At 61.1% G+C, this 22,477-nt stretch carries 24 protein-coding genes; 15 read left to right on the top strand and 9 right to left on the bottom strand.

The genetic code is table 11. The features are described 5' to 3' along the window. Positions 1–22: 22 nt before the first annotated feature. Both NCT32_RS17485 and msrB read right to left on the bottom strand, forming a co-directional pair. Complete coding sequence (locus tag NCT32_RS17485) at positions 23–1,834, bottom strand: cytochrome c biogenesis protein DipZ (RefSeq protein ID WP_061115794.1); 1,812 nt, start codon at positions 1,832–1,834, stop codon at positions 23–25. Positions 1,835–1,874: 40 nt separating this feature from the next. Next, entirely contained in the window at positions 1,875–2,390 is a 516-nt protein-coding gene (msrB, locus tag NCT32_RS17480; RefSeq protein ID WP_061115795.1) for a peptide-methionine (R)-S-oxide reductase MsrB, read from the bottom strand. Between the two features lie 174 nt (positions 2,391–2,564). On the opposite strand from msrB, the gene NCT32_RS17475 reads away from it, so the two are divergent. From NCT32_RS17475 to NCT32_RS17455, 5 genes are all read left to right on the top strand, one after another. Further along, positions 2,565–3,296 (top strand): response regulator transcription factor, encoded by a 732-nt coding sequence (locus NCT32_RS17475; protein WP_061115796.1) that lies wholly within the window; start codon positions 2,565–2,567, stop codon positions 3,294–3,296. Continuing rightward, positions 3,293–4,828: a HAMP domain-containing sensor histidine kinase gene (locus NCT32_RS17470; RefSeq protein WP_250490458.1), complete on the top strand. Its 1,536-nt coding sequence runs from the start codon at positions 3,293–3,295 to the stop codon at positions 4,826–4,828. The genes NCT32_RS17475 and NCT32_RS17470 overlap by 4 nt, the downstream gene beginning before the upstream one ends. Positions 4,829–5,647: 819 nt before the next feature. Continuing rightward, positions 5,648–6,043, top strand: coding sequence for a hypothetical protein (locus tag NCT32_RS17465; protein WP_061115798.1), 396 nt, complete (start codon positions 5,648–5,650; stop codon positions 6,041–6,043). Between the two features lie 258 nt (positions 6,044–6,301). Next, on the top strand, positions 6,302–8,107 hold the full coding sequence (locus NCT32_RS17460; RefSeq protein WP_250490457.1) for an alpha/beta fold hydrolase: 1,806 nt from the start codon (positions 6,302–6,304) through the stop codon (positions 8,105–8,107). A 186-nt stretch (positions 8,108–8,293) separates the two neighbouring features. Beyond that, positions 8,294–8,719, top strand: coding sequence for an organic hydroperoxide resistance protein (locus NCT32_RS17455; RefSeq protein WP_061116076.1), 426 nt, complete (start codon positions 8,294–8,296; stop codon positions 8,717–8,719). A gap of 48 nt (positions 8,720–8,767) precedes the next feature. On the opposite strand, the gene NCT32_RS17450 is transcribed toward NCT32_RS17455, so the two are convergent. Beyond that, positions 8,768–10,204 carry an aldehyde dehydrogenase family protein gene (locus tag NCT32_RS17450; RefSeq protein ID WP_250477423.1) on the bottom strand — a complete coding sequence of 479 codons (1,437 nt, stop codon included), beginning with the start codon at positions 10,202–10,204 and terminating at the stop codon, positions 8,768–8,770. 162 nt (positions 10,205–10,366) lie between these two features. Here NCT32_RS17450 and NCT32_RS17445 point away from each other — a divergent pair, with 162 nt between their 5' ends. Next, on the top strand, positions 10,367–10,768 hold the full coding sequence (locus tag NCT32_RS17445) for a VOC family protein (protein WP_061115800.1): 402 nt from the start codon (positions 10,367–10,369) through the stop codon (positions 10,766–10,768). A gap of 62 nt (positions 10,769–10,830) precedes the next feature. Here NCT32_RS17445 and NCT32_RS17440 read toward each other — a convergent pair whose 3' ends face one another. From NCT32_RS17440 to NCT32_RS17425, 4 genes are all read right to left on the bottom strand, one after another. Beyond that, positions 10,831–11,328 carry an H-NS family nucleoid-associated regulatory protein gene (locus NCT32_RS17440; protein ID WP_061115801.1) on the bottom strand — a complete coding sequence of 166 codons (498 nt, stop codon included), beginning with the start codon at positions 11,326–11,328 and terminating at the stop codon, positions 10,831–10,833. A 353-nt stretch (positions 11,329–11,681) separates the two neighbouring features. Continuing rightward, complete coding sequence (uraH, locus tag NCT32_RS17435; protein ID WP_061115802.1) at positions 11,682–12,020, bottom strand: hydroxyisourate hydrolase; 339 nt, start codon at positions 12,018–12,020, stop codon at positions 11,682–11,684. Positions 12,021–12,061: 41 nt separating this feature from the next. Next, a complete protein-coding gene (locus NCT32_RS17430) occupies positions 12,062–12,586 on the bottom strand; it encodes a hydroxyisourate hydrolase (RefSeq protein ID WP_061116077.1) in 525 nt (174 codons plus the stop codon). A gap of 1 nt (position 12,587) precedes the next feature. After that, a complete protein-coding gene (locus NCT32_RS17425; protein WP_061116078.1) occupies positions 12,588–13,928 on the bottom strand; it encodes an MFS transporter in 1,341 nt (446 codons plus the stop codon). Between the two features lie 285 nt (positions 13,929–14,213). On the opposite strand from NCT32_RS17425, the gene NCT32_RS17420 reads away from it, so the two are divergent. Together NCT32_RS17420 and uraD are read left to right on the top strand one after the other, a co-directional pair. Next, entirely contained in the window at positions 14,214–15,161 is a 948-nt protein-coding gene (locus tag NCT32_RS17420; RefSeq protein ID WP_061115803.1) for a LysR family transcriptional regulator, read from the top strand. 110 nt (positions 15,162–15,271) lie between these two features. Next, positions 15,272–15,796, top strand: a complete 525-nt coding sequence (uraD, locus tag NCT32_RS17415) for a 2-oxo-4-hydroxy-4-carboxy-5-ureidoimidazoline decarboxylase (RefSeq protein ID WP_061115804.1) — start codon at positions 15,272–15,274, stop codon at positions 15,794–15,796. A 47-nt stretch (positions 15,797–15,843) separates the two neighbouring features. Here uraD and NCT32_RS17410 read toward each other — a convergent pair whose 3' ends face one another. Further along, complete coding sequence (locus tag NCT32_RS17410) at positions 15,844–16,380, bottom strand: SgcJ/EcaC family oxidoreductase (RefSeq protein WP_250477422.1); 537 nt, start codon at positions 16,378–16,380, stop codon at positions 15,844–15,846. 90 nt (positions 16,381–16,470) lie between these two features. Next, complete coding sequence (hpaC, locus tag NCT32_RS17405) at positions 16,471–17,007, bottom strand: 4-hydroxyphenylacetate 3-monooxygenase, reductase component (protein WP_061115805.1); 537 nt, start codon at positions 17,005–17,007, stop codon at positions 16,471–16,473. Positions 17,008–17,436: 429 nt separating this feature from the next. Between hpaC and NCT32_RS17400 the strand changes: the two genes are divergently transcribed. The 7 genes from NCT32_RS17400 to NCT32_RS17370 all read left to right on the top strand — a co-directional run bounded on the left by NCT32_RS17400 (position 17,437) and on the right by NCT32_RS17370 (position 22,477). After that, a complete protein-coding gene (locus NCT32_RS17400; RefSeq protein WP_061115806.1) occupies positions 17,437–18,378 on the top strand; it encodes a helix-turn-helix domain-containing protein in 942 nt (313 codons plus the stop codon). A 262-nt stretch (positions 18,379–18,640) separates the two neighbouring features. Continuing rightward, positions 18,641–19,771, top strand: coding sequence for an amine dehydrogenase large subunit (locus NCT32_RS17395; RefSeq protein ID WP_061116080.1), 1,131 nt, complete (start codon positions 18,641–18,643; stop codon positions 19,769–19,771). 9 nt (positions 19,772–19,780) lie between these two features. Then, positions 19,781–20,338: a MauE/DoxX family redox-associated membrane protein gene (locus tag NCT32_RS17390; protein WP_061115807.1), complete on the top strand. Its 558-nt coding sequence runs from the start codon at positions 19,781–19,783 to the stop codon at positions 20,336–20,338. After that, positions 20,335–20,979, top strand: coding sequence for a methylamine dehydrogenase accessory protein MauD (gene mauD / locus NCT32_RS17385; protein WP_061115808.1), 645 nt, complete (start codon positions 20,335–20,337; stop codon positions 20,977–20,979). The genes NCT32_RS17390 and mauD overlap by 4 nt, the downstream gene beginning before the upstream one ends. Before the next feature lie 39 nt (positions 20,980–21,018). Further along, positions 21,019–21,540 carry a methylamine dehydrogenase light chain gene (locus NCT32_RS17380; protein ID WP_250490456.1) on the top strand — a complete coding sequence of 174 codons (522 nt, stop codon included), beginning with the start codon at positions 21,019–21,021 and terminating at the stop codon, positions 21,538–21,540. Next, positions 21,537–22,022 (top strand): cytochrome c, encoded by a 486-nt coding sequence (locus tag NCT32_RS17375; protein ID WP_061115810.1) that lies wholly within the window; start codon positions 21,537–21,539, stop codon positions 22,020–22,022. Before NCT32_RS17380 ends, NCT32_RS17375 begins: the two co-directional genes overlap by 4 nt. Beyond that, positions 22,019–22,477: a cytochrome c gene (locus NCT32_RS17370; RefSeq protein ID WP_086960624.1), complete on the top strand. Its 459-nt coding sequence runs from the start codon at positions 22,019–22,021 to the stop codon at positions 22,475–22,477. The genes NCT32_RS17375 and NCT32_RS17370 overlap by 4 nt, the downstream gene beginning before the upstream one ends.

The raw sequence follows: 22,477 nt of genomic DNA, 5'->3' as shown, positions 1-22,477 counted from the left end.
TTTGCTCCTTCGTGTGTCTCGTTCAACCGAACGTGAACGCGTACGCTTCGACCCCAGGGTCGAGAAATTCGATCGTGAATGTGCGATCCGCAACAGGCCCCGTTTGCCGCACGAGTTGATAGAGGCGCTGCTCTGTCACCGTGCCGCTTCCGTCGGCCTCTACGTCGCTGCCGTGCGATGTGCCGGGTGCCGCGCCGTCGATGCTCACGCGAAAGCGCACAGGCGTGCCGTCCTTCGACGGTCCGAGCACGAGATGCAGATCGCGCGCGTGAAACCGATAGACGATACGGCCCGTCGCGCCTTCGAGCGTCGCGTGCTCCGCGCCGACTTTCCAGGCGCCCGCGAGGCCCCAGTCATTGACGTCGAGTGCTTTCGGCGCGGCATAGTCGTGAAGGCGATCCGGCGTTTCGCCGCCCGGCGACATGAACTGCTGCGCGCGCTCGTAGCCGATATACGTTTCCGGCGAACGCATGTCCTTATTATCGGCCTGCATCATCGCGCCCTCGCCGATGGCATCGTCGTGGCTCTTCGCGGTCATCGCCACGGAAGGCGCGGCGCCGTGTCCCGCTTCGGCCAGCAGTTGCTGAATTACATGCTCGGAGTGCGCATAGTCGCCCTCACCGAAATGGTGATAACGGATGTTGCCCTGCGCATCGATGAAATAATGCGCCGGCCAGTATTGATTGTTCAGCGCACGCCAGATCGCATAGTTGTTGTCGATCGCGACGGGGTAATCGATGCCGAGATCGTGGACCGCCTGCTTCACGTTGTCGACGTTGCGCTCGAACGCGAATTCCGGCGCATGCACGCCGATCACGACGAGCCCCTGATCGCGATACTTCTGCGCCCACGTCTTCAGATACGGCAGCGTGCGCAGGCAGTTGATGCACGAGTACGTCCATACATCGACGAGCACGACCTTGCCGCGCAACGCTTCCTTCGTGAGCGGCGGCGAGTTGATCCACTGCACGGCACCGTCGAGCGGCGGAAGCGTGCCCTCAACGGGCAACGGCGCGGGGCTCGCGGACTTCGGCGGCTCGGTGCTCGCCCGCATCATCGCGGCCCCGTTGTTGCCGGCGTCGGCGGACATCATCATCGCGCCATTGTTCTTCGTCGAAAGCTTATCGACGAGTTGCTGTTCGATACCGGATGTCGCCACCGTCGAGATGCGAGCGAGCGCGCCGGTGTCGAGTCCGAGCGCGATCGCGACGACGCCGAGCAGCATCGCCGCACCGATGCCACGCCGCACCCATTCGCCGGCACCCAGCGAGCGCTTCATCGCGGCGAACACGCGTTTGCCGATCAGCAACGCGACCGCGAGCGAACTCCCTGCGCCCGCCGCATAAGCGAGCAGCAACAGCGTGGTGCCGACGCTCGCGCCGTTGAGCGCCGCGCCCGTGAGCACGAGACCGAGAATCGGGCCCGCGCAAGGCGCCCACAGCAGGCCCGTCGCAATGCCGAGCACGAACGATCCGCCGAAGCCCGGCTTGCCGTCGCCGCGCTGCGCGAGGGCGGTGAGACGATTGCCCGCGCTGACGAGCGGATGCATCACGCGCTCGGCGACGCCAGGCAAAAGCAGCGTGAGACCGAATACGGCGAGCAGCACGATGGCGGCCCAGCGGCCGTATTGATTGGCCTGCGTGACCCAGCCGCCACCCACGGCCGCAAGCGTCGCAACCACGGCGAACGTCAGACCCATGCCCGCGAGCAGAGGCAGGCCGCTCTTCACGAACGGCTGGTCCGCGCGCGAGAACACGAAAGGAAGCACGGGCAGGATGCACGGACTGAGAATCGTCAGCGCGCCGCCGAGATAGGCAAGGACGATGAGCAACATGATGATGTCGGGTCGGATTTGGTCGTGTTGTGAACGCGGTTCAGGCCGCGCCCGGCGTGAAAGTCATTGCGACGCCGTTCATGCAGTAGCGCAGGCCCGTGGGCTTCGGTCCGTCGTCGAAGACATGGCCCAGATGACCGCCGCAGCGCCGGCAATGCACTTCGGTGCGCTCGACGCCGAACGAGCCGTCGATACGCGTCGCAACCGCATGATCGAGCGGCGCCCAGAAACTCGGCCAGCCCGTGTGACTATCGAACTTGGTGCGCGACGAGAACAGCGCCAGGTTGCATCCCGCGCAATTGAACATGCCCGTGCGATGCTCGTCGTTCAGCGGACTCGTGTACGGGCGCTCTGTTCCTTCGCGTCGCAACACGTCGAACTGAACCGGATTGAGCAGGCGGCGCCATTCGTCATCGGTATGGACGATTTCGAAGCGTTCCTGCGACGGCGTCTGCGTTTGCGGGCCGGCGGCGAGCGCGCGCAGGCGTCCGCCCAGAGCGAACGCGGCGGCGGCTGCCGCGGTGCCCGTCAGGAGAAAGCGGCGGCGGGTTTGCATGATGCGTTCCTCGTCATCGAGTGGGTTAGACGCATCGTAGTTGCGCGCGCATCCCCGAGTCCTCACCGAAAGTTAAATTAAATGTGATACTTCGGCGCGCGCTTTTCTGCACAATGGCACAGACGCTCGTCCATTTCTTCCGCTAACAGGGCGAGCATCATTCGACATTCGCTCATGGATCATCCGAAACGCATTCTGATCGTCGAAGACGACGTGCATATCGCCGATGTGCTGAGTCTCAACTTGCGCGACGAGCGCTATGAAGTCGTGCATAGCGCCGATGGCGCCGAAGGGCTGCGCTTGCTGGAGCAGGGCGGCTGGGACGCGCTGATTCTCGATCTGATGCTGCCCGGCGTCGATGGCCTCGAAATCTGCCGCCGTGCGCGGGCCATGACGCGCTATACGCCGATCATCATCACGAGTGCGCGCTCCAGCGAGGTGCATCGCATACTCGGTCTGGAACTCGGCGCGGACGACTATCTCGCGAAGCCGTTCTCGGTGCTCGAACTCGTCGCGCGCGTGAAGGCGCTGCTGCGCCGCGTCGATGCCGTTGCGAAGGACTCGCGGCTCGACGCGGGGCGTATCGAAGTTGCGGGCATCGCGATCGATCCGCTCGCGCGCGAGGCATGGGTCGATGGCGCGCGCATCGAACTCACGCCGCGCGAATTCGATCTGCTGTATCACTTCGCGCGTCATCCGGGCAAAGTGTTTTCGCGCATGGATCTGCTCAATGCGGTGTGGGGCTATCGACATGAAGGCTATGAGCACACCGTCAACACGCATATCAACCGGCTGCGCGCAAAAGTAGAGAGAGATGCCGCTGAGCCGAAGCGCATTCTCACGGTATGGGGCCACGGCTACAAGCTCGCGGCGCAATCGCCCGAGGGCGAGGACACCGCGCCGTGAAGCTCACGCTGTCTCAACGGCTCTTCGCGGTGTTTTGCGTGCTGCTGCTCGCGTGCTGTGGCGCGTCGGCATGGCTGCAGATCCGCGCGAGCGACCTGCGCGAGAAGGAGGTCATTCAAAGCCTTTCACGCGGACTTGCGGCGCACATCGCCCATGACGGCGCGCTCGCCGACGCGAACGATATCGACGCGCCTGCCGTGCGCCGTCTCTTCAGTCAGTTGATGGTGGTGAATCCGAGCGTCGAGGTCTATCTGCTCGATGACACGGGGCGCGTGCGCGCCGACGATGCGCCGGCCGGACACCTGAAGCGCAACCACGTCGATCTCGCACCGGTTCGCAAGTTCCTCGATGGCGCGGCCCTGCCGATCCTGGGCGACGATCCGCGCAGCGACGACAAGCGCAAGGTGTTCAGCGCCGCGCCGCTCGCCGCGCCCGGCAAGCCGCCCTTCGGCTATGTCTATGTGGTGCTGCTCGGCGAGGAGCACGACGCGCTGGCGGCGAAGGCATCAGCGAGCGCGGTCTTGCGCACCACGCTCGCATCGATGGGACTCGTCACCTTGCTCGGGCTCGTCGCGGGCCTGGTCGCGTTCGGGCTCGTTACACGGCCGCTGCGGCGACTCACCGAGGCGATGCGCAAATTCGACGCGCGCGGCGGGCCTGCGGATCCGCCTTTGCCTTCGGCGCCGCGAAAGGGCGCAGCCGACGCCCGTGAGAACGAACGCGACGAGATCGTCGTGCTGGAAAGCGCATTCGCGCAGATGGCCGAGCGCATCGCCGAACAGTGGCGCGCGCTCGGCCGGCAGGATCGGGAGCGTCGCGAGATGGTCGCGAATATCTCGCACGATTTGCGCACGCCGCTGTCGTCGCTTCATGGTTATCTGGAAACGCTGTCGCTCAAGTCCGACACGCTTCCCGATGCCGACAGACGCCGCTATCTGTCGATCGCGCTTGCGCAGAGCGCGAAGGTGGGTCATCTCGCGCAGTCTTTGTTCGAGCTCGCAAAGCTCGAACATGGCATGGTCGCGCCGGAAGCCGAGCCGTTCTCGCTGGTCGATCTCGTGCAGGACGTATTCGAAAAGTTCGAGCTGGCCGCGCAGTCCAAAGGCGTGCGTCTCACTGCGCAGATCGCCCCGCGCTTGCCGAGCGTCATTGCGGACCTCGGCATGATCGAACGCGTGCTCACGAATCTGCTCGACAACGCGATCCGTCATACGCCTGCAACCGGCACGGTGGATGTGACGCTTGCACATGGGCGCGAGCATGCCGAGAGAGTCGAGGTGACCGTCAGCGACACAGGGACAGGCATTGCGCCCGCGATGCGGGAAGCGCTGTTTCAGCGCCCGTTTGCATCGGGCGGTGCGCATCGCGGCGGGCTCGGCTTGCTCATCGTGCAACGCATGCTGCAATTGCACGGCAGTGAGATTCGCATGATCGATACCCAGGGCACAGGCACGACGTTTCGCTTCGAATTGCCCGCCGCTGTCGCGCAAAGCGGCGAAGGCTCGCCGCATGCGCACGGATGGCGCGGATAAAAAAAAGCCCGGCATTGCTGCCGGGCTGAATGGGACGGTCATCGCCTGCGCCTGATCGCGCAGTTGGAATGCGCGTGCGGCGTTGCCCGGTCTGACCATCCGCGTGGACGTTTGAATGAAAGCCGAGTCGCAGCGGGCTGCAAGGCAGAGCCATCGAATTGCCATACTGCCTGCGCCTTGTGAGACGTTTTAGTCCTACAGGCTTAAACCAATCTTAAGGACTGTGCGCACGGAGCGGCGCGTATGGGCACGAAACCCCCTATACGGTCAATCGTTTCTAATGCGTCGCTTTCCGTGCCATTGCAAATAAGCGTGTTCACTTATCGGCTAAAACGGTCGGGAAAAAATGCCGAATGACAGCAGCATGAAAAACGCGGCGTTCATCCATACCGGAAACTCACCTTGGTTTCCTTCAATATGTTTGCTAGCATGTAATCGGATCGCAGCCGTTTCTTGATTCTTCGGTCAATAAGTGCGGCGCTGTGGCGTGGAAGTCAATAAGGCCGTCGAGGCCAACAATAGTCGGAGCGCGCCAGGTCGCCGTTTCGCGTTGCATCGCTGCATAAGAAATGAATTCCGCATGTCGGCCGCTGAACGGTCGACTGGTAGTTTTGCGCCGAGCGCTGCAGTGCATCGCAATAAAGATAAGCACCGACGTTTAACGCATTTCACATTTTGTGCTATTTACGCGCTTTCTTTGAGCGCCGGAAATATCTCTTGGCGCCGCAGGTGATTTCCAGACAACCGGTTATCGTCATCGATTCTCAATGACGGTGGAATGTCGCACGCATACGATCCTTGCACAATGCAGGAGGAAACGTGGATACGGAACTGAGTCAACGGCTTGCGAAATCGTTATGGCGTTGTGCATCGCACGGGCAGGTGCTGACTTATCAGCGTTTTCATGCGCAATGCGACAAGACGGTGCCGCTGCCTCAGCGCTACGCCGCGCTCGAGTCGGCGATCAAGACGCTCGGCGATGTGAGTGACATCGACTACGGCGTGCTCATGGCGCTCGACAATGGCTTGCCGGGCGCGGAGTTCTTCCAGCGTTATCTGCGTTATCGTCATGGTGAATATGTAATGCAGATGGGCGACCCGAAATATCATCGCCAGACGCTCGCGCGCAAACGCACCCTCGTCGCACGCGAACGCGATCGCGTGTACGCGCACGCCCGCATGGTGGAGGAGGCGAGGGCCAGACAGGCGGCATGAGCTTCGCTCAGACAACGAAAGACTCAAGGCTCGGCCTCGTCCATTACTTCGAGGCGAGCCTTCGTCGGCTCGACATTGCGTTCACCAACTTGACGCGATGCCGACGAACCGTCCAAACAAAGTGAGCGCCAGCAAACACAAGCCATGCCTTATGCGCCAATAGATAGTTCCCTGGAGCATATTCGCTCTCGGATGCCGCTTTACGAAGGAGCCGCTTAATATAATCGTCTCAATACCTCGACACGAGGGCGAGATCGAATGAGACCGGTTGTATTCGGGAACCGCTTCGGATGGCTGCACGCGGGAAGCGGCACGCGCGGCGTGGTGCTTTGTAACACGTATGGCCACGAATACGTGTGGACATACAGCGGCATGCGCCACCTCGCGGATGCGTTATCGGCGCGCGGCATGTGGGTGCTCCGTTTCGACTATCGGGGCACGGGCGACTCGGCGGGCGCCGATCCCGCACCGGATCAATTCGAATCGTCGGTCGAAGACATCCACGCGGCCGTCGACTGGTTCAGGACAGAGACAGGCATCGAACACGTCACGTTATGCGGTTTTCGCGTGGGCGCGGCATTCGCGCTTGCTGCGGCACTGCGCCGACCCGTCGACGAACTTGTACTGCTCGCGCCCGTCACGAGCGGGCGCGTGTATATGCGCGAACTGAACATCGTGCGCAAAACATGGCTCGAATTGCTTGCGCCGCCCTTGCGCGAGATGCAGCAAGACGATGTCCGGTTCAACGTGCTTGGTCAGATGTATGGCGACGAATTCAGGGACTCGCTGCAAGCTATCGACCTCGTCGCGAGCGTGAACGGCACGGCAAGCGCGCCGGCGCGTCGCGCGTTGATCATGAATGTCAAGGCGGGCGGGACGGACCCTTTGCGCGACGCCCTCGCTGACAAGGGCGTCGAAGCAGAGGCGCGTCCGTTCGAAGACCTGACGGGCTTCATTCAGGAAACTGCCTTCAACGCAGTGCCGCGCGCCGCGTTCGCCGAGGTCGTGGCGTGGATCGCGGGCCGCGCCGCGCCGGTAGCTCATGTGGCGTCCATGGCCGATGCCGATAGCTGGCCCGCGCTGAACATTGAAACCCCCGAGGCGATCGAGCGTCCGGTGCGTATCGGCGACGAAGGGCTTTTCGGCATCCTGTGCGAGCCGCGCACGGGTTCGGCGCGCGGCCCGGTGTACCTGATCGCGAATACGTCGGCGAGTTCGCGCGTGGGCGACAGCAGGCTATCGGTACGCATTGCACGCGAGCTCGCGAGACGTGGCGTGGCATCGCTGCGTTTCGATGCGCGTGGCCGCGGCGATAGCCCGGCAGCGCCGGGCAAGGTGCAATCGGACACGGCATTCGGCCGCATCTACAACCCGATCGCGACCGACGACACCGCGGCCGCGGCACGCTGGCTCGCACGCCAAGGTTATAAGTCGATATTCGCGTTCGGCGTTTGCTCAGGCGGGTATCACGCGCTCAAGGCGGCGGTCATCGAAAAGGCGATCAATGGCGTCGTCACGGTGAATCTGCCGACGTTCAAACGACCAGCGGACGTCGCGCCCGATGGCTTGCGTCAATCGACGCGCAATTCCATGGCAGGTTATGCATTTTCGATGCTCGATCCGCAGAAATGGAAAGCTATCCTGCGTGGCGAAAAACAGTTGACGCGTGTCTTGCGCTTTGTGCTCGGCTATGTGATGACACGCGCGCGTTCACGTATCGTCGATGTGCTGAGGCTCGATCGTCTGAGCCAGACGCCGCCCGAACTCGCCACGGAGCCCGGTCCGATTATTCGCGCGCTCGATGCAAAAGGCGTGAAGACGGTGCTCGTCTATGGCGCCTACGATGCGGGGCTGGATCTGATCGCCGCGCATTTCGGCAAGCACGGCGCGCGCCTTTCGCGCTTTCCGTCCGTGCGCATGATGATCTTTCCGGACCTCGACCATTCGCTCTTCATGACGGCCGGCTCGGCGCACGTCGTCGCGCTGTGCGAACGCATGGCCAAGGAAACAAACGCGCCCATAGCCGATGCGGCTTTTCCCGGCAGAGAACCCGTCGTGTTGTGACCGAGAGGAACGCGCCTTGATGCGTCGCAATACGTCGCGTCAGCGAACTCGCCGCGTCTTGAGTATCCTTCGAGGTTGGAACCCGCCCTTCGCGGGCAGTGTCCCATCGGGAATCCATGTCGGCGGATGTCGAACGGCGCGTTCGCGTCGCGAGGGCCGCTCAACACAATGCACAGGAGTCTGGCGATGTCGATCGAAAAGGTTCTATACCGTGCGCATGCTCATGTCACCGGCGGACGCGATGGCCGCGCGACCGTACCCGAAAGCAATCTGGATCTTCGGCTGACGACTCCGAAAGAACTCGGCGGCGGTGGCGGCGATGGCACGAATCCCGAACAGCTGTTCGCCGCGGGCTATAGCGCGTGCTTCATTGGCGCGATCAAGTTCGTTGCCGCACGCGACAAGATTACGCTGCCCAAAGACGTTGCCATCGACGGCAGCGTGGGCATTGGACAAATCCCGAACGGCTTCGGCATCGAAGTCGAACTGAAGATCTCGCTGCCAGGCATGGATCGTAACGAGGCGCAGGCGTTGATCGACAAGGCGCACGTCGTGTGCCCTTATTCGAACGCGACCCGCAACAACATCGATGTCAAACTGACGCTGGCATAGGCATGTCGAACGCCCGAGCGTGCTTTGGAAGGGACGCTCGGGCGTGCGTCACCACGTTTCTCGCATCACCATCAGACGCGCTTCGGTCATGTCCTCAATCGCATAGCGAATGCCTTCCCGGCCGAGTCCCGAATCCTTCACGCCGCCATAAGGCATGTTATCGACCCGGAAAGAGGGCACGTCGTTGATCACGACCCCGCCAACTTCAAGTGAATTCCATGCTTCATGCGCATGCGCGAGTGAATCCGTGAAAATGCCCGCCTGCAAGCCGAAATCGCTGTCGTTCACGGTATCGAGCGCGTCGTCGAAGTTATCGAACTTTTCGAGAATGGCGACAGGCCCGAACGCTTCCTTGCGATAGAGATCCGAATCTCGTCCGACGTTTTCGAGAAGCGTCGCTTCGAACATCGCGCCATCCACCTTGCCGCCAGCGATGATCTTCGCGCCGGCCTTCACGGCGTTTTCCATCCAACCGGCGAGGCGTTTCGATTCCGACTCGGAAATCATCGGTCCGACGAAGGTCTTCTCGTCCTTTGGATCGCCCATCCGGAGCGACTTCGTTTTCTCGATCAGCTTTTCACGCAAGTCATCGTATAGAGACGCGTGCACAAGAATGCGTTGCACGCCGATGCAACTTTGCCCGGACTGATAGAAAGCGCCGAACGCCAGCCGGTCGACTACATAGTCGAGCTTGCCGCCCTGATCGCTATCGACGATCGCGGCGGCGTTTCCGCCGAGTTCCAGAATGACCTTCTTCTTGCCTGCTTTCGCCTTCAGTTCCCAGCCGACCGCGGGCGAACCGGTGAAGGAGAGGAGCTTGAAACGCTCGTCGGTGGTGAACAGATCGGCGCCGTCGCGATGCGCCGGCAGTATCGAGAATGCGCCCTTGGGCAGATCCGTTTCCGCGAGCACCTCACCGATGATCAACGCGCCGATCGGCGTGCGGCTCGCAGGCTTCATGACGAACGGCACACCAGCGGCGATTGCGGGCGCGACCTTGTGCGCGGCAAGATTCAAAGGAAAATTGAAAGGCGAAATGAAGGAGCAGGGACCGATCGGCACGCGTTTTACATAGCCGTGATAACCCTTTGCGCGCGGCGAGATCTCCAGATTCAGTATTTCGCCGTCGATCCGAACCGACTCTTCGGCTGCGACCTTGAACGTATCGATAAGACGCGTAACTTCGCCGCGCGAATCGTTGATCGGCTTGCCGGCTTCGATGCATAAGGCCATTGCCATTTCATCGGAGCGCTCGCGAAACCGCTTCACGCAATGCTCGAGCACCGCCTGACGTTTGAACGGGGGAAAGGCGCGCATGTCGGGCATCGCGGCGACCGCAAGGCCGATTGCCTCGTCGATGGCGTGCGCATCGGCAAGTGCCACGCGTGTGGCGACTTCACCGCTGAACTTGTCGGTCACCGCAAGATCGGTATTGGCGGCTACCGGCTCGTTGGCGAGGTAATAGGGATAAGTCGGCTTCAGCATGAACGGTCTCCTGTCGGGGGACGACGCGTTGTCGATATCGTTCAGATTACCGCTTAAACGCCGCGCGTGCAGGCAACACCGACTGTGGAATGAGATAGCATGCGAACGGAACCGAACGAAGCGTGCATGCGCGCTTCATGTATCCGACATGAGGAGGAAACGATGCTGACTTCTGGAATCGATCACGTGGGCCTCGCCGTCCGCAATCTCGACGCGACCCGAGACTTCTTCGTTCAGTGTCTGGGCTGGAAGATCGCCGGCGAGCGGCCCGAGTACCCAGCCGTGTTCGTATCCGACGAAAAGTTGTTGGTTACGCTATGGCAGGTGAAAGACGACCCGGCGCCAATAGCATTCGACCGGCGAAAGAATATCGGGCTTCATCATCTTGCGCTGCGTGCAGCGGATGAAGCCGCGCTCGCGACGATTCTCGATCGCGTGTCGGCATGGCCTGGCGTGACGGTGGAATTCGCGCCGGAACCGCTAGGGGCAGGGCCGAAACGCCATATGATGATCTATGAACCGGGCGGCATTCGGATCGAATTCGCGTTCGATCCACGCGTTTAGATTAAATGGATTGTAAAAAACAGCGGAGTCTTGAACGAACTCCGCCGTTTATCTATTCATCTTCAGCCGATCAGGAAAGGCGTGCGATCTTCGACGGATGCAAGCCATGCGGGTGCACGTCCACGTCCGCTCCACGTTGCACCTGATTGCGGATCGCGATAGAGCGCGGGTTGGGGACCGCGCGGCTGTCCCTTTCTTTTGCGCTTGACTGCGGCGCGCGCCTTGCCTTCAGCCTTGGTCGCCGGCGCACTCGCGCCGACCGCGAACTTGCTGCGGTCCTTGGCTTTGGCGATCCAGCCGGGTGCACGTCCGCGCCCGCTCCAGGTCGCGCCGGTTTTCGGATCCTGATAGGCAACCGTGCTTTGTTTTTTTGCCGGGGCCGATCGGCCTGCCTTCTTGCGCGTGCCAGAATATTGTTCGATGTCCGCGACGGTCAAACCATGGCTCGACATCAAATCATGAATCTTTTTCAGCACGCTTTCAGATTCTTTAGCGATGAGCGCATCGGCTTTCGCTTGAAGTGCTTCGATACGTGCCTGAATACTTTCTAGCGTCGACATGACTTACCTCTAATAAATTGTCGTCTGCACTATGCCACGGACGTGCGTGACGCGCTAGAGGAAATTCGTGTCAATACATGGCAAATGACATTCACGGAAAGTGTTTTAACGCGATAACCGTGCGACGCACATTGAGGTATCTATTGCTATCCCGCCAGGAAAGTTGTTCAGCATCTTTCTTAAAGCAGCTGTCTGTTCGAGTTCTTTGAACGATCGTCGACATTTGCGTCTTATGACCAAAGGCGTTGCGATCGACCGGTGAGCGAAACGCGCTTGGCATCGATGGACATTGCGCTAATTTCGATGTTGACGCACGCCATAAACGGCGTGAAGCGCAATGCACGCGCTGCGCTTCAACTTCCGCGATAGGTTCCGAAGCTCCACGGCGAACACAGCAGCGGCACGTGATAGTGCTGCGCGGCATCGGCAAGTGTGAAGCGCACTGGGACGACGTCGGCGAATACATCGGGGGTCTTGAAGTAGTCCGCTACCCAGAAACGCAATTCGAAATCGCCTGCACGCGCCTGTGCGGCCGGCAGGATCGGTGAATCCGTGCGCCCATCGCGATTGGTGCGCGTGCGCGCGAGCAGCGTGGGCGGCTGCGTGCCGATGTCGAACAATTCGATCTGCATGCCCGCGGCGGGCTTGCCGAGCGCGACGTCGAGCACATGCGTAGTGATGCCTGCGGCCATGATGATGTGTCTCCTGATCTGGCGTTTCGTTTGTGTTCCGCTCAACTGCCGCGGTAGTAGTTGTAGCTCCACGGCCCGAACAACACAGGCAGGTGAATGCGCTGGTTGATGTCGATGATGCGAAAGCGCAGCGGGATCTTCGAAAGGAACAACGGTTGCGGCAGATTCGCCTTGCGCGCGGCGAAGTATTCGTCTGCATGCAGCAACAGTTCATACGTGCCTGCGCGATACGTATCGCCGATCAGAAGCGGCGGCTCGCTGCGGCCGCTCGCTGCGAGCGTGATCGTCTGCAGAAGCTTCGAGCGTCCGTCTTCGATTGCGAACAAGTCCACACGCATGCCCGCGGCGGGCGTGCCGTGCCATGTATCGAGACCGTGCATCGTGAGACGCGGACTCAGGCCGTCCTGTTGCACCGGACCTGTCGTCTGGTTCGGCGCGGGCGACGCTGGCGCATCGGCGGAGAGGGCGGTCTTCGCCATCAGCATGCTTGCGCCCAACGAGACCGATTGCAGGGCAAAGCGTCGGCGGCTCACATCGAAAGCCGGAGAAGTGTCTTTGTCGCGCATGTCATGCACCTTGTTTGTTGCCGAGCTTGCGGATGCCGACGATAACCAGCACCGCAGCCAGAATTTCGATGACGGCCACGAGATAGAGACCGGAGGTCAACTTGCCCGTCGCGTTCTTGACGAGTCCCATGACGTAGGGCGCGCCGAAACCCGCGAGATTGGAGACGGAGTTGATGAGCGCCACGCCGATTGCCGCTGCGCTGCCCGCGAGATAGCGATTGGGCAACTGCCAGAACACGGGGATCGCGCTCATCGTGCCGATCAGCGATGCCGTCATGGCCAACAGCGCGATAACCGGCGAAATCTTGTCGAGGCCCATCAGCACGGCAAGCACCGCCATCGATATGCCGCCGACGATGGCCGCCCCGCTGAAGTGCCAGCGCACTTCATTGCTGCGGTCCGAGTGCGCACCGTTGATGATCATGCCGGCCGCGCCGCACAGATAGGCCACTGCCGCGATCCAGCCGACGGCCATCGGCGTGCTCACACCTACGTCCTTGATGACGGTCGGAATCCAGAAGGTGAGCGTCGAGTTCGCGCACAGCAGGCAGAAGAAGATCGCGATCAGCAGCCACACCTTCCGATTCGTGAAGAGCGATCGCCAGTCGTGTCCACGCTCGCCCATTGCGGCATTGTCGCGTTGCAGGGCATCGAGCACTACGCGTTTTTCATCGTCGTTGAGCCAGCGCGCCTGCTCGGGCTTGTCCGTCATGTAGAAGTAGGCGAACACACCGGCGAGCACCGACGGAATGCCTTCGATGATGAAGAGCCACTGCCAGCCATGCATGCCGTGCACGCCGCCCATCGACGTCATGATCCAGCCGGCGAGCGGACCGCCGAGCACCCCCGCTATCGCCGATGCCGACATGAACGTGCCGAAGGCCCGCGCGCGCCGCTGCGACGGATACCAGTACGTGAGATAGAGAATGACGCCCGGATAGAAGCCCGCTTCGAAAGCCCCAAGCAGGAAGCGCAGGATATAGAACTGCGTAGGCGTGGTGACATGCGTCTGCAGCATGCAGATGATGCCCCAGCAGATCGTGATGCGCATGATCGTCTTCTTTGCGCCGATCTTCTGCAGCAGCATGTTCGACGGCACTTCGAACAGGAAATAGCCGAGGAAGAATATGCCCGCGCCGAGTCCATATACGGCTTCGCTGAAATGCAGCGAGTCCAGCATCTGCAGCTTGGCAAAGCCGATGTTCACGCGATCCAGCCACGCGAGCACCCATAGCACGCCGAGAAACGGCAGCAGGCGCCATGACACCTTGCGATAGACGCTCGCTTCGGCGCTTTCGGCCTCGCTCGCGAAGACCGGCATCTCCTGTTTGATGAGCGACATGGTTTCTCCTTTCCAGTCGGTTTGCGTCGCACGGACACTGTCGTGCATTCGGTGGAAGCAAGTATAGAAACGGCCAAAAAATCGGGAACGGGCGGCGAGCCAATAGGCCCCATAGCAACGCGTATATGGGTTGCGAAGCCTTGTCTGGCGGGCCTTGGCGCCGCTCGTTGCGGTGTTTTTTCGTACCTATGGATTACCCTAGCGCCGCCTGCAACAAGCGGTTCTTGCAATGCCGGCTGGCAGAATAGCGGCGCGGCCACGCGAACCATAGAGACAGCACTCACCATGAATCGCACCGACGATCCATTCGATACCTATCTGTTGCGCGTTTTGTGCACGCTGATCGGCGAGCGCAGCGTGTCGCGCACGGCCATTCGTATGAACCAGTCGCAACCGGCTATCAGCTCCGCGCTCAAGCGGTTGCGCGCGATCTTCAACGACCCGCTGCTCACGCGCGAAAAGAATGTGATGGTGCCGACCGAGCGCGCCATTCAACTCGCACAAAGTGCGCAAGCCGCATTGAGCGCGCTCGATAACCTGCTCGTATCGGACGATCATTTCGATCCTGCGACCACCGAACAAAGCTTCACAGTGGGCATGCCCGACTATCTGGCGCCCCCCTTCTTTGCGCATGTCGTGCGCGAATTCAGGCGCGCTGCACCGCATGCGCGCCTCGTCGCCGTGCCGCTCTCGGCCGCATTCAACTATGAACAGGGGCTCTCGGAGGGCTCGCCGGATATCGTCATCGGCAACTGGCCCAATCCTCCCGAGCATTTGCATTTGTCGGTATTGCTCGAAGATGACGTCGTGTGTGTCGTTGCCCGCGACAGCGTATATGCGAAGTCAGGCAAATTCGATGCCGAGGACTATCTGAGCGCGTCGCATATCGTGCCGACGCCGTATTCGCGCGATCAGCGCGGCGTCGTCGATACCGGGCTCAGCACCATGCGCGTGCATCGTGACAACCGCGTGAGTTGCCCATACTTCAATCTCGCGCCCAGCCTCATACCGGGCACCGATCTGATTCTCACGACAGGCCGGCATTTCGCCAACTATCACGCGCAGCATCTGCCGCTCGCCGTGCTCGATCCGCCGATCGAATTTCCGTTCATGCGGTTCTATCAACTCTGGCATCCGTCGCGGCATCGTTCGGCTTCGCACGTGTGGTTGCGCGGCATGCTGACGGCGGCCGCGCAGGAGCTGCGCGCGCTGCGCGACATGCATCGCAGTTAGCGCTATCGCGTTCTGTTATGCGGTCAATAGGATAGGGTGTCTCGCCGCCCGATCGCGCGCTTTCTATACTCGGCACGAATCGCCATCGATGCCTTATAGGAGAGCCATTCATGTCACAGACAATCAATCTCGAACCGATCAACGCGTTCGATCACACGGCCTTCGTCGGCGCCTTCGCGAGCGTGTTCGAACATTTTCCGCAGGCGGCGGAGGGCGCCTGGAGCGCGCGTCCATTCGCATCCGCCACGGGATTGCACGACGCGATGATGAATGTCATCCGCAATCTTGACGACAAGAGCCAGCGTGCCTTTCTGAACCTGCACCCGTTGTTGTCAGGCGCGAATATTCGCTCCGGAACGATGACGGCGGATTCGGATGCCGAGCAAAAAAGCGCCGGGCTCGATGCGATGTCGGCCGAACAGGACGCCTTGCTCGATCGTCTCAATGCCGCCTATCTCGAGCGCCACGGCTTTCCGTTCATCATCTGCGTGCGGCATTACACGCGCGAGGGCATCTTCAGCGCGCTGGAGCGACGTATCGGCCGCAGCACGCAGCAGGAGCTGGATGAGGCTTTGGCGCAAATCGCGTCGATCACGCGTGCGCGCTTGAATGCGCGTCTCTGCGCGCTCAAGTGACGGAAATGCGGCGGCGGGTCTGACGTTGCATCAGGCCCGCGCGCCTATCACTGTGCCGCGTTCCATGTCTGCGCGGTCGTCCGCCACTTGCCGTCGGCGCCCTTGGCGAGCACCTTGAGGACCACGCCCTTATATGACGTCTTCTTGCCGTCCTTTTCCGCGACGGCGGTCCAGTTCGCGGTTTGATACATCAGATTGCCGACTCGCTTCGCACTGACGACATCGATCGTGTGATCGCGAAAGCCCGCATCAAACAGGCCTTTGTAGAACTTCTCGACGTCGGCACGTCCCTGAACGGTTGTTCCGTTTCCGGGGGACACCACGGCCTTTTCGTCGTACAAGGCGCCCAGCGCCCGAGCATCTCCCTTGTTAAAGGCCGCATTCCAGGCGGTATTCGCATCGTCTATTACCTTGTCGTGCTGCGCGAATGCAGTTTGCGACGCGATCAATGCGAACAGCACGCCGGCACCGAATTGCCTTAAGGATTTTTTCATCACGTATCTCCAAGTGGCGAACTCGCAGACCTGGGCGATGTGTGACTGCGTGCGGGTGATGAAAAACGCAAGCACCGATTCCGGTGTCATTTTTCGAATTTGCTTACAGTCGCCCGTCTGCGCGTGGAGTATAGGCAGCGGTCTTCCTGTAATCAATTAACGCAGAATCGGCGATACCTTTCACTGGGCGGCGCACACGCGCGGCACGCGATGAAAGTTGCGGTCGAAATAAATCAGGCTGTCGCCGTCGTCGCGCACGCGGATCGCGGTCGTTTCGACGAACATCACCGAATGCGATCCGACTTCTTTTGCCTCGACGATGGTGCCCTGCAGGCTCGCCAGCGCATCGCGTAATACCGGCACGCCGTTCATGCCTTCATCCCACACCGGCAACGAGAAACGTTCTTCCATGGAGAGTTGCGTGAGACCGGCGAAGTGCCGCGCGATCTGTTCGAGATGACCGGGCAAGACATTGATGCACACGTTACGATTGTTCACGAATGCGGCATGCATCGCGCTCGACCGGTTGATGCAGACGAGCAGCGTCGGCGGCGCATCCGTGACCGAGCATACGGCGCTGGCTGTAATGCCGCAGCGTCCATGCGTGCCCGTCGTCGTGATGACGTTCACCGCGGCCCCGAGATGAGCCATTGCCTGTCGAAACTGCTTGCGTACCTGTTCGATATCGGCAGAGTCGGGGCGGGGCAGCGCGGACATGGAGCGTCTCCTGTTCGTTTCGTGTTTAACTTCGTGTATAGCAAACCGTGAATCGAACGTACGCGCTGAACCGCACAAAGATGATCGGCACGATCCGCTAAATGCCACGCGTGGTTACCGACCGCACTAAAGCTTTGGCTACCTCACGTAACCGAGGCGATTTTGCCGAGAAGCCCCATAAGTCGCTGCAAATGGCGGCGAGCGACGCAATCCGTCAGGAAACCGTGCGCCCCGGCATCCGGCGCAAGTTCTAAAGTGGTTTGTGAAGTACGCGCGGGCGCCTACGCATGGGCGCGCCTGTTTTTCAATCGTGCATTCCTAGAATTGTGCAACGAGCGACAGAAGCAAAAAATTAGAAAGCTTGACGCCAAAAAATCGAAAACCTATAAGCAGTCGCATCGATATCGACGCAAGTAGCAGGAGCAGGGCATGTACGCCAACTATGAAACCTTTGAGGACGCCGACCGCCACGCGCATGCGCTGACAGGTTGGGAACAGCGCTATGACCAGGTGGGCGAAGGCGCGTTTCGCAGCACGGTGAAGCAGGTTTCGGTGGCGGGCGTGCAGGTTTTTCAGGAATCCGCGAACGTTCGTATCGTGCAGCGCGGGCAACTTCCGCCGGGGTTCGTCACATTCGGGCTCGTGCTCGGCGGCGGCGCACCGTTCTCGTTTCAAGGCGTGCGGGTCGACGAACACGCGCTCGTCGCCGCGCCTGGCGGCAGGGAATTTTTGCTGCATTCGCCACCCGACATGTCGATGCTCGGCGTCGCCGTGAATACGAGTCTGCTCGCATCGGCAGCGGACGCGGCGGGTGTCGATGTCCAGGACGAGATTCTCGGTCGCCACGTGCTGAGCATCCCTGCCGCAGCGGGCTGGCGGGCGGGAAAGCGCATCATCGCGGCGGTGGAGACCGTTCTCTCAGACCCAGATCCGTTTTCTTCGGGCGATGGCGCGCGTCGCTTCACGCACACCGTGACGGAGAGCATTCTGGATCTGCTCACGTTCCATGTTCCGACGCGCGAAGACCGGCTCACTTATGCATGCCGTGCCGACGTCGTGCGACGCGCTCATGATCTGGTGCTTGCTCGCCCCGAGCAGCCTATCTCGGTGCTGGATCTCTGCGAAAAGCTGCGCGTGAGCCGGCGCACCATTCAAAACAGCTTTCAATCGGTCACGCAGATGAATCCGGTAAGTTATCTGCGAGCCGTGCGTCTTGCACAAGTGAGACGGCTCCTGACAACGACATCGCAAGGCGAAGTACCGGTGCGCGAAGCCGCGATGCGCTGGGGATTTACCAATCTCGGCCACTTCGCGAGCGATTATAAGAGCCTGTTCGGCGAACTTCCCTCTCAAACACTGCGCGCCCGCTAACGCAGGCGCAATACATTCCCTTCCTGCCGATCGCGAGCCGCATTGCCGCGCTCGGCAATCGGCATTTCCTTTCCGAGGCTTGCATCAAGAGTCGCCTGAATACGCCTGTCGCGCGCATCGCTGTCGGCTCCCTTTCGAATACTCCATTTCGGCACGCACGCGCTGCCGGTTACGAAGTGCTCTTTTTTATTGTCATCTTTAGAGTCGTTTCGACGATAAACGAGGAGGAGCACAGATGAAGGTGAGACGGCTGGCCACCGCCATGGGGGCCTTGTTCTATGGACTGCTTGCGTGTCAGTTACACGCGGGTGCGGCCGAAAAGCCGGAAGAACTGACGGTGGCGAAAGTGCCGCCGTATAGCCCGCATCGCGTGTTCGTGACGGATGTCTCGTTTGCGAGCATGACCGATGCACGAGTGCATGTGTTCGACGGCGACACCAAACGATTCGTCGGCGAGATCGATGCCGGTTTCGCGCCGGGCTTCACGATCTCGCCCGATCACAAGACGAGCTATGTGGCGACGACGTACTTCGCGCGCGGCAGCCACGGCCCACGCACGGACGTAGTCGAGATCATCGATAACACGACGCTCGACGTAACCGGTGAAATCGTGATCCCGCCCAAGCATGGCCAGACCGTGCCGACGCCATATCTCACGATTCTTTCGGAAGACGGCAGCCGCCTGTATGTGTCGAACATCACGCCGTCGACGTCGGTCACCGTCATCGATACGGCCGCGAAAAAGGTGCTCGGTGAGATCGATACCGACGGCTGCGTGCTCGCCTATCCGAGCGGCAATGATCGCTTCTCGGCGCTGTGCGAAAGCGGCAAGGCGCTCACGGTCAGGCTCGACGCCACGGGCAAGGAAGCGAGCCGGAAGCTCTCCGAGGCGTTCATCGACGTCGATCACGATCCTGCCTTCGTCAACGCCGTGCGCGACGGTAACAAGTATGTGTTCACGACCTTCCACGGCAATGTGCGCACGGCCGACTTCTCCGGCGATACGCCGGTTTTCGGCGCATCGTGGTCCTTGCTGAGCGATCAGGAGCGCAAGGCGGGCTGGCGTCCGGGCGGCTTGCAGCAGACCGCGCTGAGCACGGCCAGTCACCGTCTTTACGTGGCCATGCACAAGGGCGCGGACGGCTCGCACAAGGACCCGGGCACGGAGATCTGGGTCTACGACACCGAGAGCAAAAAGCGTGTGGCGCGCTGGGATCTCGCGAAGCAGAAGATCGACCCGCTGCTCGCGATTCAGGTCAGCACCGACGACAAACCGCTCTTTTACGGCCTTACGCCGACCTCCGATCTCGTCGTGATGGATGCGATGACAGGCAAGCGCCAGCACGTCGAAAAGCAGCTCGGCGCGACGTCGACATTGCTGCTCAACCCGTGAGGTGACGCGATGATCGATCCCGTCATTCTCATGGTGTGCATCGCGTCCGCGACGATCATCGCGCTCGCGAGCGCTGCGCCGAAGTGGCGCGAGCCGTCGCGCTTTCGCGCGTCGCTCGAAGCGTTCGCGTTGCTGCCTTCGTTTGCGCTCACGCCCTTGTCGTTCGCGTTTCCTGCGCTGGAGGCTGCGGGCGCAATCGGCTTGTTGTTCGCCGATACGCGCACGCTCAGCGCCATGGTGCTGATCGCGTTGTTCACGCTCTTCGGCGCGGCGCTCGCGATCAACGTGTTGCGTGGTCATACCGATATCGATTGCGGCTGCTCGGGCTTCATCGCCGCGCGTGCAACGGAACGCGCGCCGAAGTCGATCGGCTGGTGGCACGTCGCGCGCGCGTTGATGCTCGCCGCGCTCGCATGCGCCGCGCTCGCACCCGCGACTGCTCGCGAGCTCATGTGGCTCGACTATTCGAGCGCAGGCGCCTGCACGCTTTTTGCCGTCGCCGCGTGGTTCACGCTCGATGCGCTGCTGGTCAATCTTCCCAAGCTCGATTCTCTGAGGAATTCATGATGCAAACCGCCCTGATGATTTCGGCCGCACTGTCGTGGGCCGCATTGCTTGCGCTCGGCGCGATCTGTCTCGCACTCGTTCGCCAAGTCGGCATTCTCTATGAACGCATGATGCCGGCGGGCGCACTCATGATCGACAAGGGCCCGGCGGTCGGCGCGATCGCACCGGTGTTCGAGTTGGGCGATATCGCGGGCCGCGCGGTGAAGGTCGGCGGCTTGTCGAACTCGAGGCGCAACACGCTCGTCTTCTTCCTCTCGCCGACGTGCCCCGTGTGCAAGAAGCTGCTGCCCTTGCTGCCGTCGATTCAGGCACGCGAAGGTGCAACCGACATCGTGCTTGCAAGCGATGGTGAATTCGAAGAGCACGCCGCCTTCTATCGAAAGACCGGTCTTTCGCAATATCCGTATGTGCTGTCGCAGGAACTCGGCCTTTCTTATCAGATCGGCAAGCTGCCTTATGCCGTATTGCTCGATGAAGAAGGCAAGGTCCGCGCGAAGGGTCTCGTTAATACGCGTGAGCATCTGGAAAGCCTGTTCGAAGCAAAAGAACGGGGTGTCGCTTCGTTGCAGGAGTTCGTGCACGGCAAGCACGACGATCACGCACATCACGAACATGAAGGGCAAGTCGGGCAGCACGCCTGAAGACGCCGACAAATCATTCATTCCTACAGGTGAGCGTCCATGAAATGGCTTGATTCATTCTTCGAACATAAGGCGCGCGGCGTTGCACAGCGAAGTTCCCGGCGCAGTGCGATGGCGAAGCTCGGCAAGGTGCTGGTCGGATCGGCAATGGTGCCGCTGCTGCCAGTGGATCGCACCGCGTATGCGACGGAACCGAAGAAGCCGGGCTCGTCGGCTAGCGACGATCCGACGAGCTGCGACTACTGGAAGTATTGCGCGATCGACGGCTGGCTTTGCAGTTGCTGCGGCGGCACATCGAGCAGTTGTCCGCCGGGCACGACGCCGTCGCCGATCACGTGGATCGGCACATGCCGCAATCCGCACGATGGCTCGGACTACATCGTGTCGTACAACGACTGCTGCGGCAAGACGACTTGCGGACGTTGCTTCTGCAATCGCAACGAACGCGAAAAGCCGCTCTACAAGTTATCGCTCAATAACGACATCAATTGGTGCATGGCGAACGGCAATTCGAATTACCACTGCTCGGTATCGGTGCTATTGGGAGCGGCGACGCAATGAACACAGCAAGTGTTTTGATGGCGGCGCTCGCTGCCGGCGCGATGAGTTTTGCATCTCAATCATTCGCGCAAACGATGCATTATCCCGGCGGCAAAGCGACATTCGACGGCAAGTGCGCCGTCTGCCACCAAGCGGGCGGCAAGGGCATGGACGGACTCGCGCCGCCGCTCGTCGACTATCCGGGTAAATACGCGGGCTCGCCCGAGGGCCGCGCGCAATTAGGGCATACCGTGCTCTATGGCATGTTCGGTCCGATCAAGGTCAAGGAGAAGAACTACAACTTCAAGATGCCAAGCTTCGCATCGCTATCCGATGAAGAAATCGCCGACGTGCTGAACTACGTCGTGTTCGATCTGAACGCGCAGCATGGTTCGGCCAAGCCCTTCGACGTGGCAGAGGTCAAGGCATGGCGCGCCGGACCGCTCGATCAGACCGCCGTGCATCAGCATCGCGAAGCGGTCGTGAAGGGCCTCGGGCTATGAAGCCGCGCGCGGTCCTCGCCGCTGCGATGCTTGCCGCGCTCTTCATCGCGGACGCATCGCAGGCGCAGGCGTACGACGCGGCGCGGGCGCGTCAGGACTGGGTGCTCAATTGCATGGGATGCCATACCGCCGATGGTTCCGGCATCCCCGGCAAAGTGCCCGCATTGCGTAACTCGCTCGGCCATTTCGTCTCGTTGCCCGAGGGCCGTCAGTTCGTGATGCGCGTGCCGGGCGCCGCCAATTCCGCTTTGAACGATGCCGAACTCGCGAACGTCCTGAACTGGCTGCTCGCGACGATGAACGAGCAATCGCGGCCTGCATCGTTCAAGCCTTATACGGCGGAAGAGATCGCCGCGTATCGCCGTCCCGCGCTCACCGATGTTGCGCGCACGCGCATGAAGCTCGTGAAGGAACTGCAGGAGAACGGCGTCAACGCCGTCCCCGAACACTACTAG

The sequence above is a fragment of the Caballeronia sp. INML2 genome (assembly GCF_023631365.1).
GTDB lineage: Bacteria > Pseudomonadota > Gammaproteobacteria > Burkholderiales > Burkholderiaceae > Caballeronia > Caballeronia turbans.
This window is presented reverse-complemented; position numbering and strand designations above follow the sequence as displayed.

Excerpts from the sequence above, each read along its gene's own strand:
- NCT32_RS17485 (WP_061115794.1), bottom strand. The coding sequence starts at position 1,834 with ATGTTGCTCATCGTCCTTGCCTATCTCGGCGGCGCGCTGACGATTCTC.
- NCT32_RS17370 (WP_086960624.1), top strand. The coding sequence starts at position 22,019 with ATGAAGCCGCGCGCGGTCCTCGCCGCTGCGATGCTTGCCGCGCTCTTC.
- NCT32_RS17475 (WP_061115796.1), top strand. The coding sequence starts at position 2,565 with ATGGATCATCCGAAACGCATTCTGATCGTCGAAGACGACGTGCATATC.
- NCT32_RS17445 (WP_061115800.1), top strand. The coding sequence starts at position 10,367 with ATGCTGACTTCTGGAATCGATCACGTGGGCCTCGCCGTCCGCAATCTC.
- NCT32_RS17425 (WP_061116078.1), bottom strand. The coding sequence starts at position 13,928 with ATGTCGCTCATCAAACAGGAGATGCCGGTCTTCGCGAGCGAGGCCGAA.
- NCT32_RS17380 (WP_250490456.1), top strand. The coding sequence starts at position 21,019 with ATGAAATGGCTTGATTCATTCTTCGAACATAAGGCGCGCGGCGTTGCA.
- NCT32_RS17420 (WP_061115803.1), top strand. The coding sequence starts at position 14,214 with ATGAATCGCACCGACGATCCATTCGATACCTATCTGTTGCGCGTTTTG.
- uraD (WP_061115804.1), top strand. The coding sequence starts at position 15,272 with ATGTCACAGACAATCAATCTCGAACCGATCAACGCGTTCGATCACACG.
- uraH (WP_061115802.1), bottom strand. The coding sequence starts at position 12,020 with ATGGCCGCAGGCATCACTACGCATGTGCTCGACGTCGCGCTCGGCAAG.
- NCT32_RS17430 (WP_061116077.1), bottom strand. The coding sequence starts at position 12,586 with ATGCGCGACAAAGACACTTCTCCGGCTTTCGATGTGAGCCGCCGACGC.
- NCT32_RS17460 (WP_250490457.1), top strand. The coding sequence starts at position 6,302 with ATGAGACCGGTTGTATTCGGGAACCGCTTCGGATGGCTGCACGCGGGA.
- NCT32_RS17410 (WP_250477422.1), bottom strand. The coding sequence starts at position 16,380 with ATGACACCGGAATCGGTGCTTGCGTTTTTCATCACCCGCACGCAGTCA.
- NCT32_RS17450 (WP_250477423.1), bottom strand. The coding sequence starts at position 10,204 with ATGCTGAAGCCGACTTATCCCTATTACCTCGCCAACGAGCCGGTAGCC.
- mauD (WP_061115808.1), top strand. The coding sequence starts at position 20,335 with ATGATGCAAACCGCCCTGATGATTTCGGCCGCACTGTCGTGGGCCGCA.
- NCT32_RS17390 (WP_061115807.1), top strand. The coding sequence starts at position 19,781 with ATGATCGATCCCGTCATTCTCATGGTGTGCATCGCGTCCGCGACGATC.
- NCT32_RS17395 (WP_061116080.1), top strand. The coding sequence starts at position 18,641 with ATGGGGGCCTTGTTCTATGGACTGCTTGCGTGTCAGTTACACGCGGGT.
- msrB (WP_061115795.1), bottom strand. The coding sequence starts at position 2,390 with ATGCAAACCCGCCGCCGCTTTCTCCTGACGGGCACCGCGGCAGCCGCC.
- hpaC (WP_061115805.1), bottom strand. The coding sequence starts at position 17,007 with ATGTCCGCGCTGCCCCGCCCCGACTCTGCCGATATCGAACAGGTACGC.
- NCT32_RS17375 (WP_061115810.1), top strand. The coding sequence starts at position 21,537 with ATGAACACAGCAAGTGTTTTGATGGCGGCGCTCGCTGCCGGCGCGATG.
- NCT32_RS17440 (WP_061115801.1), bottom strand. The coding sequence starts at position 11,328 with ATGTCGACGCTAGAAAGTATTCAGGCACGTATCGAAGCACTTCAAGCG.
- NCT32_RS17455 (WP_061116076.1), top strand. The coding sequence starts at position 8,294 with ATGTCGATCGAAAAGGTTCTATACCGTGCGCATGCTCATGTCACCGGC.
- NCT32_RS17400 (WP_061115806.1), top strand. The coding sequence starts at position 17,437 with ATGTACGCCAACTATGAAACCTTTGAGGACGCCGACCGCCACGCGCAT.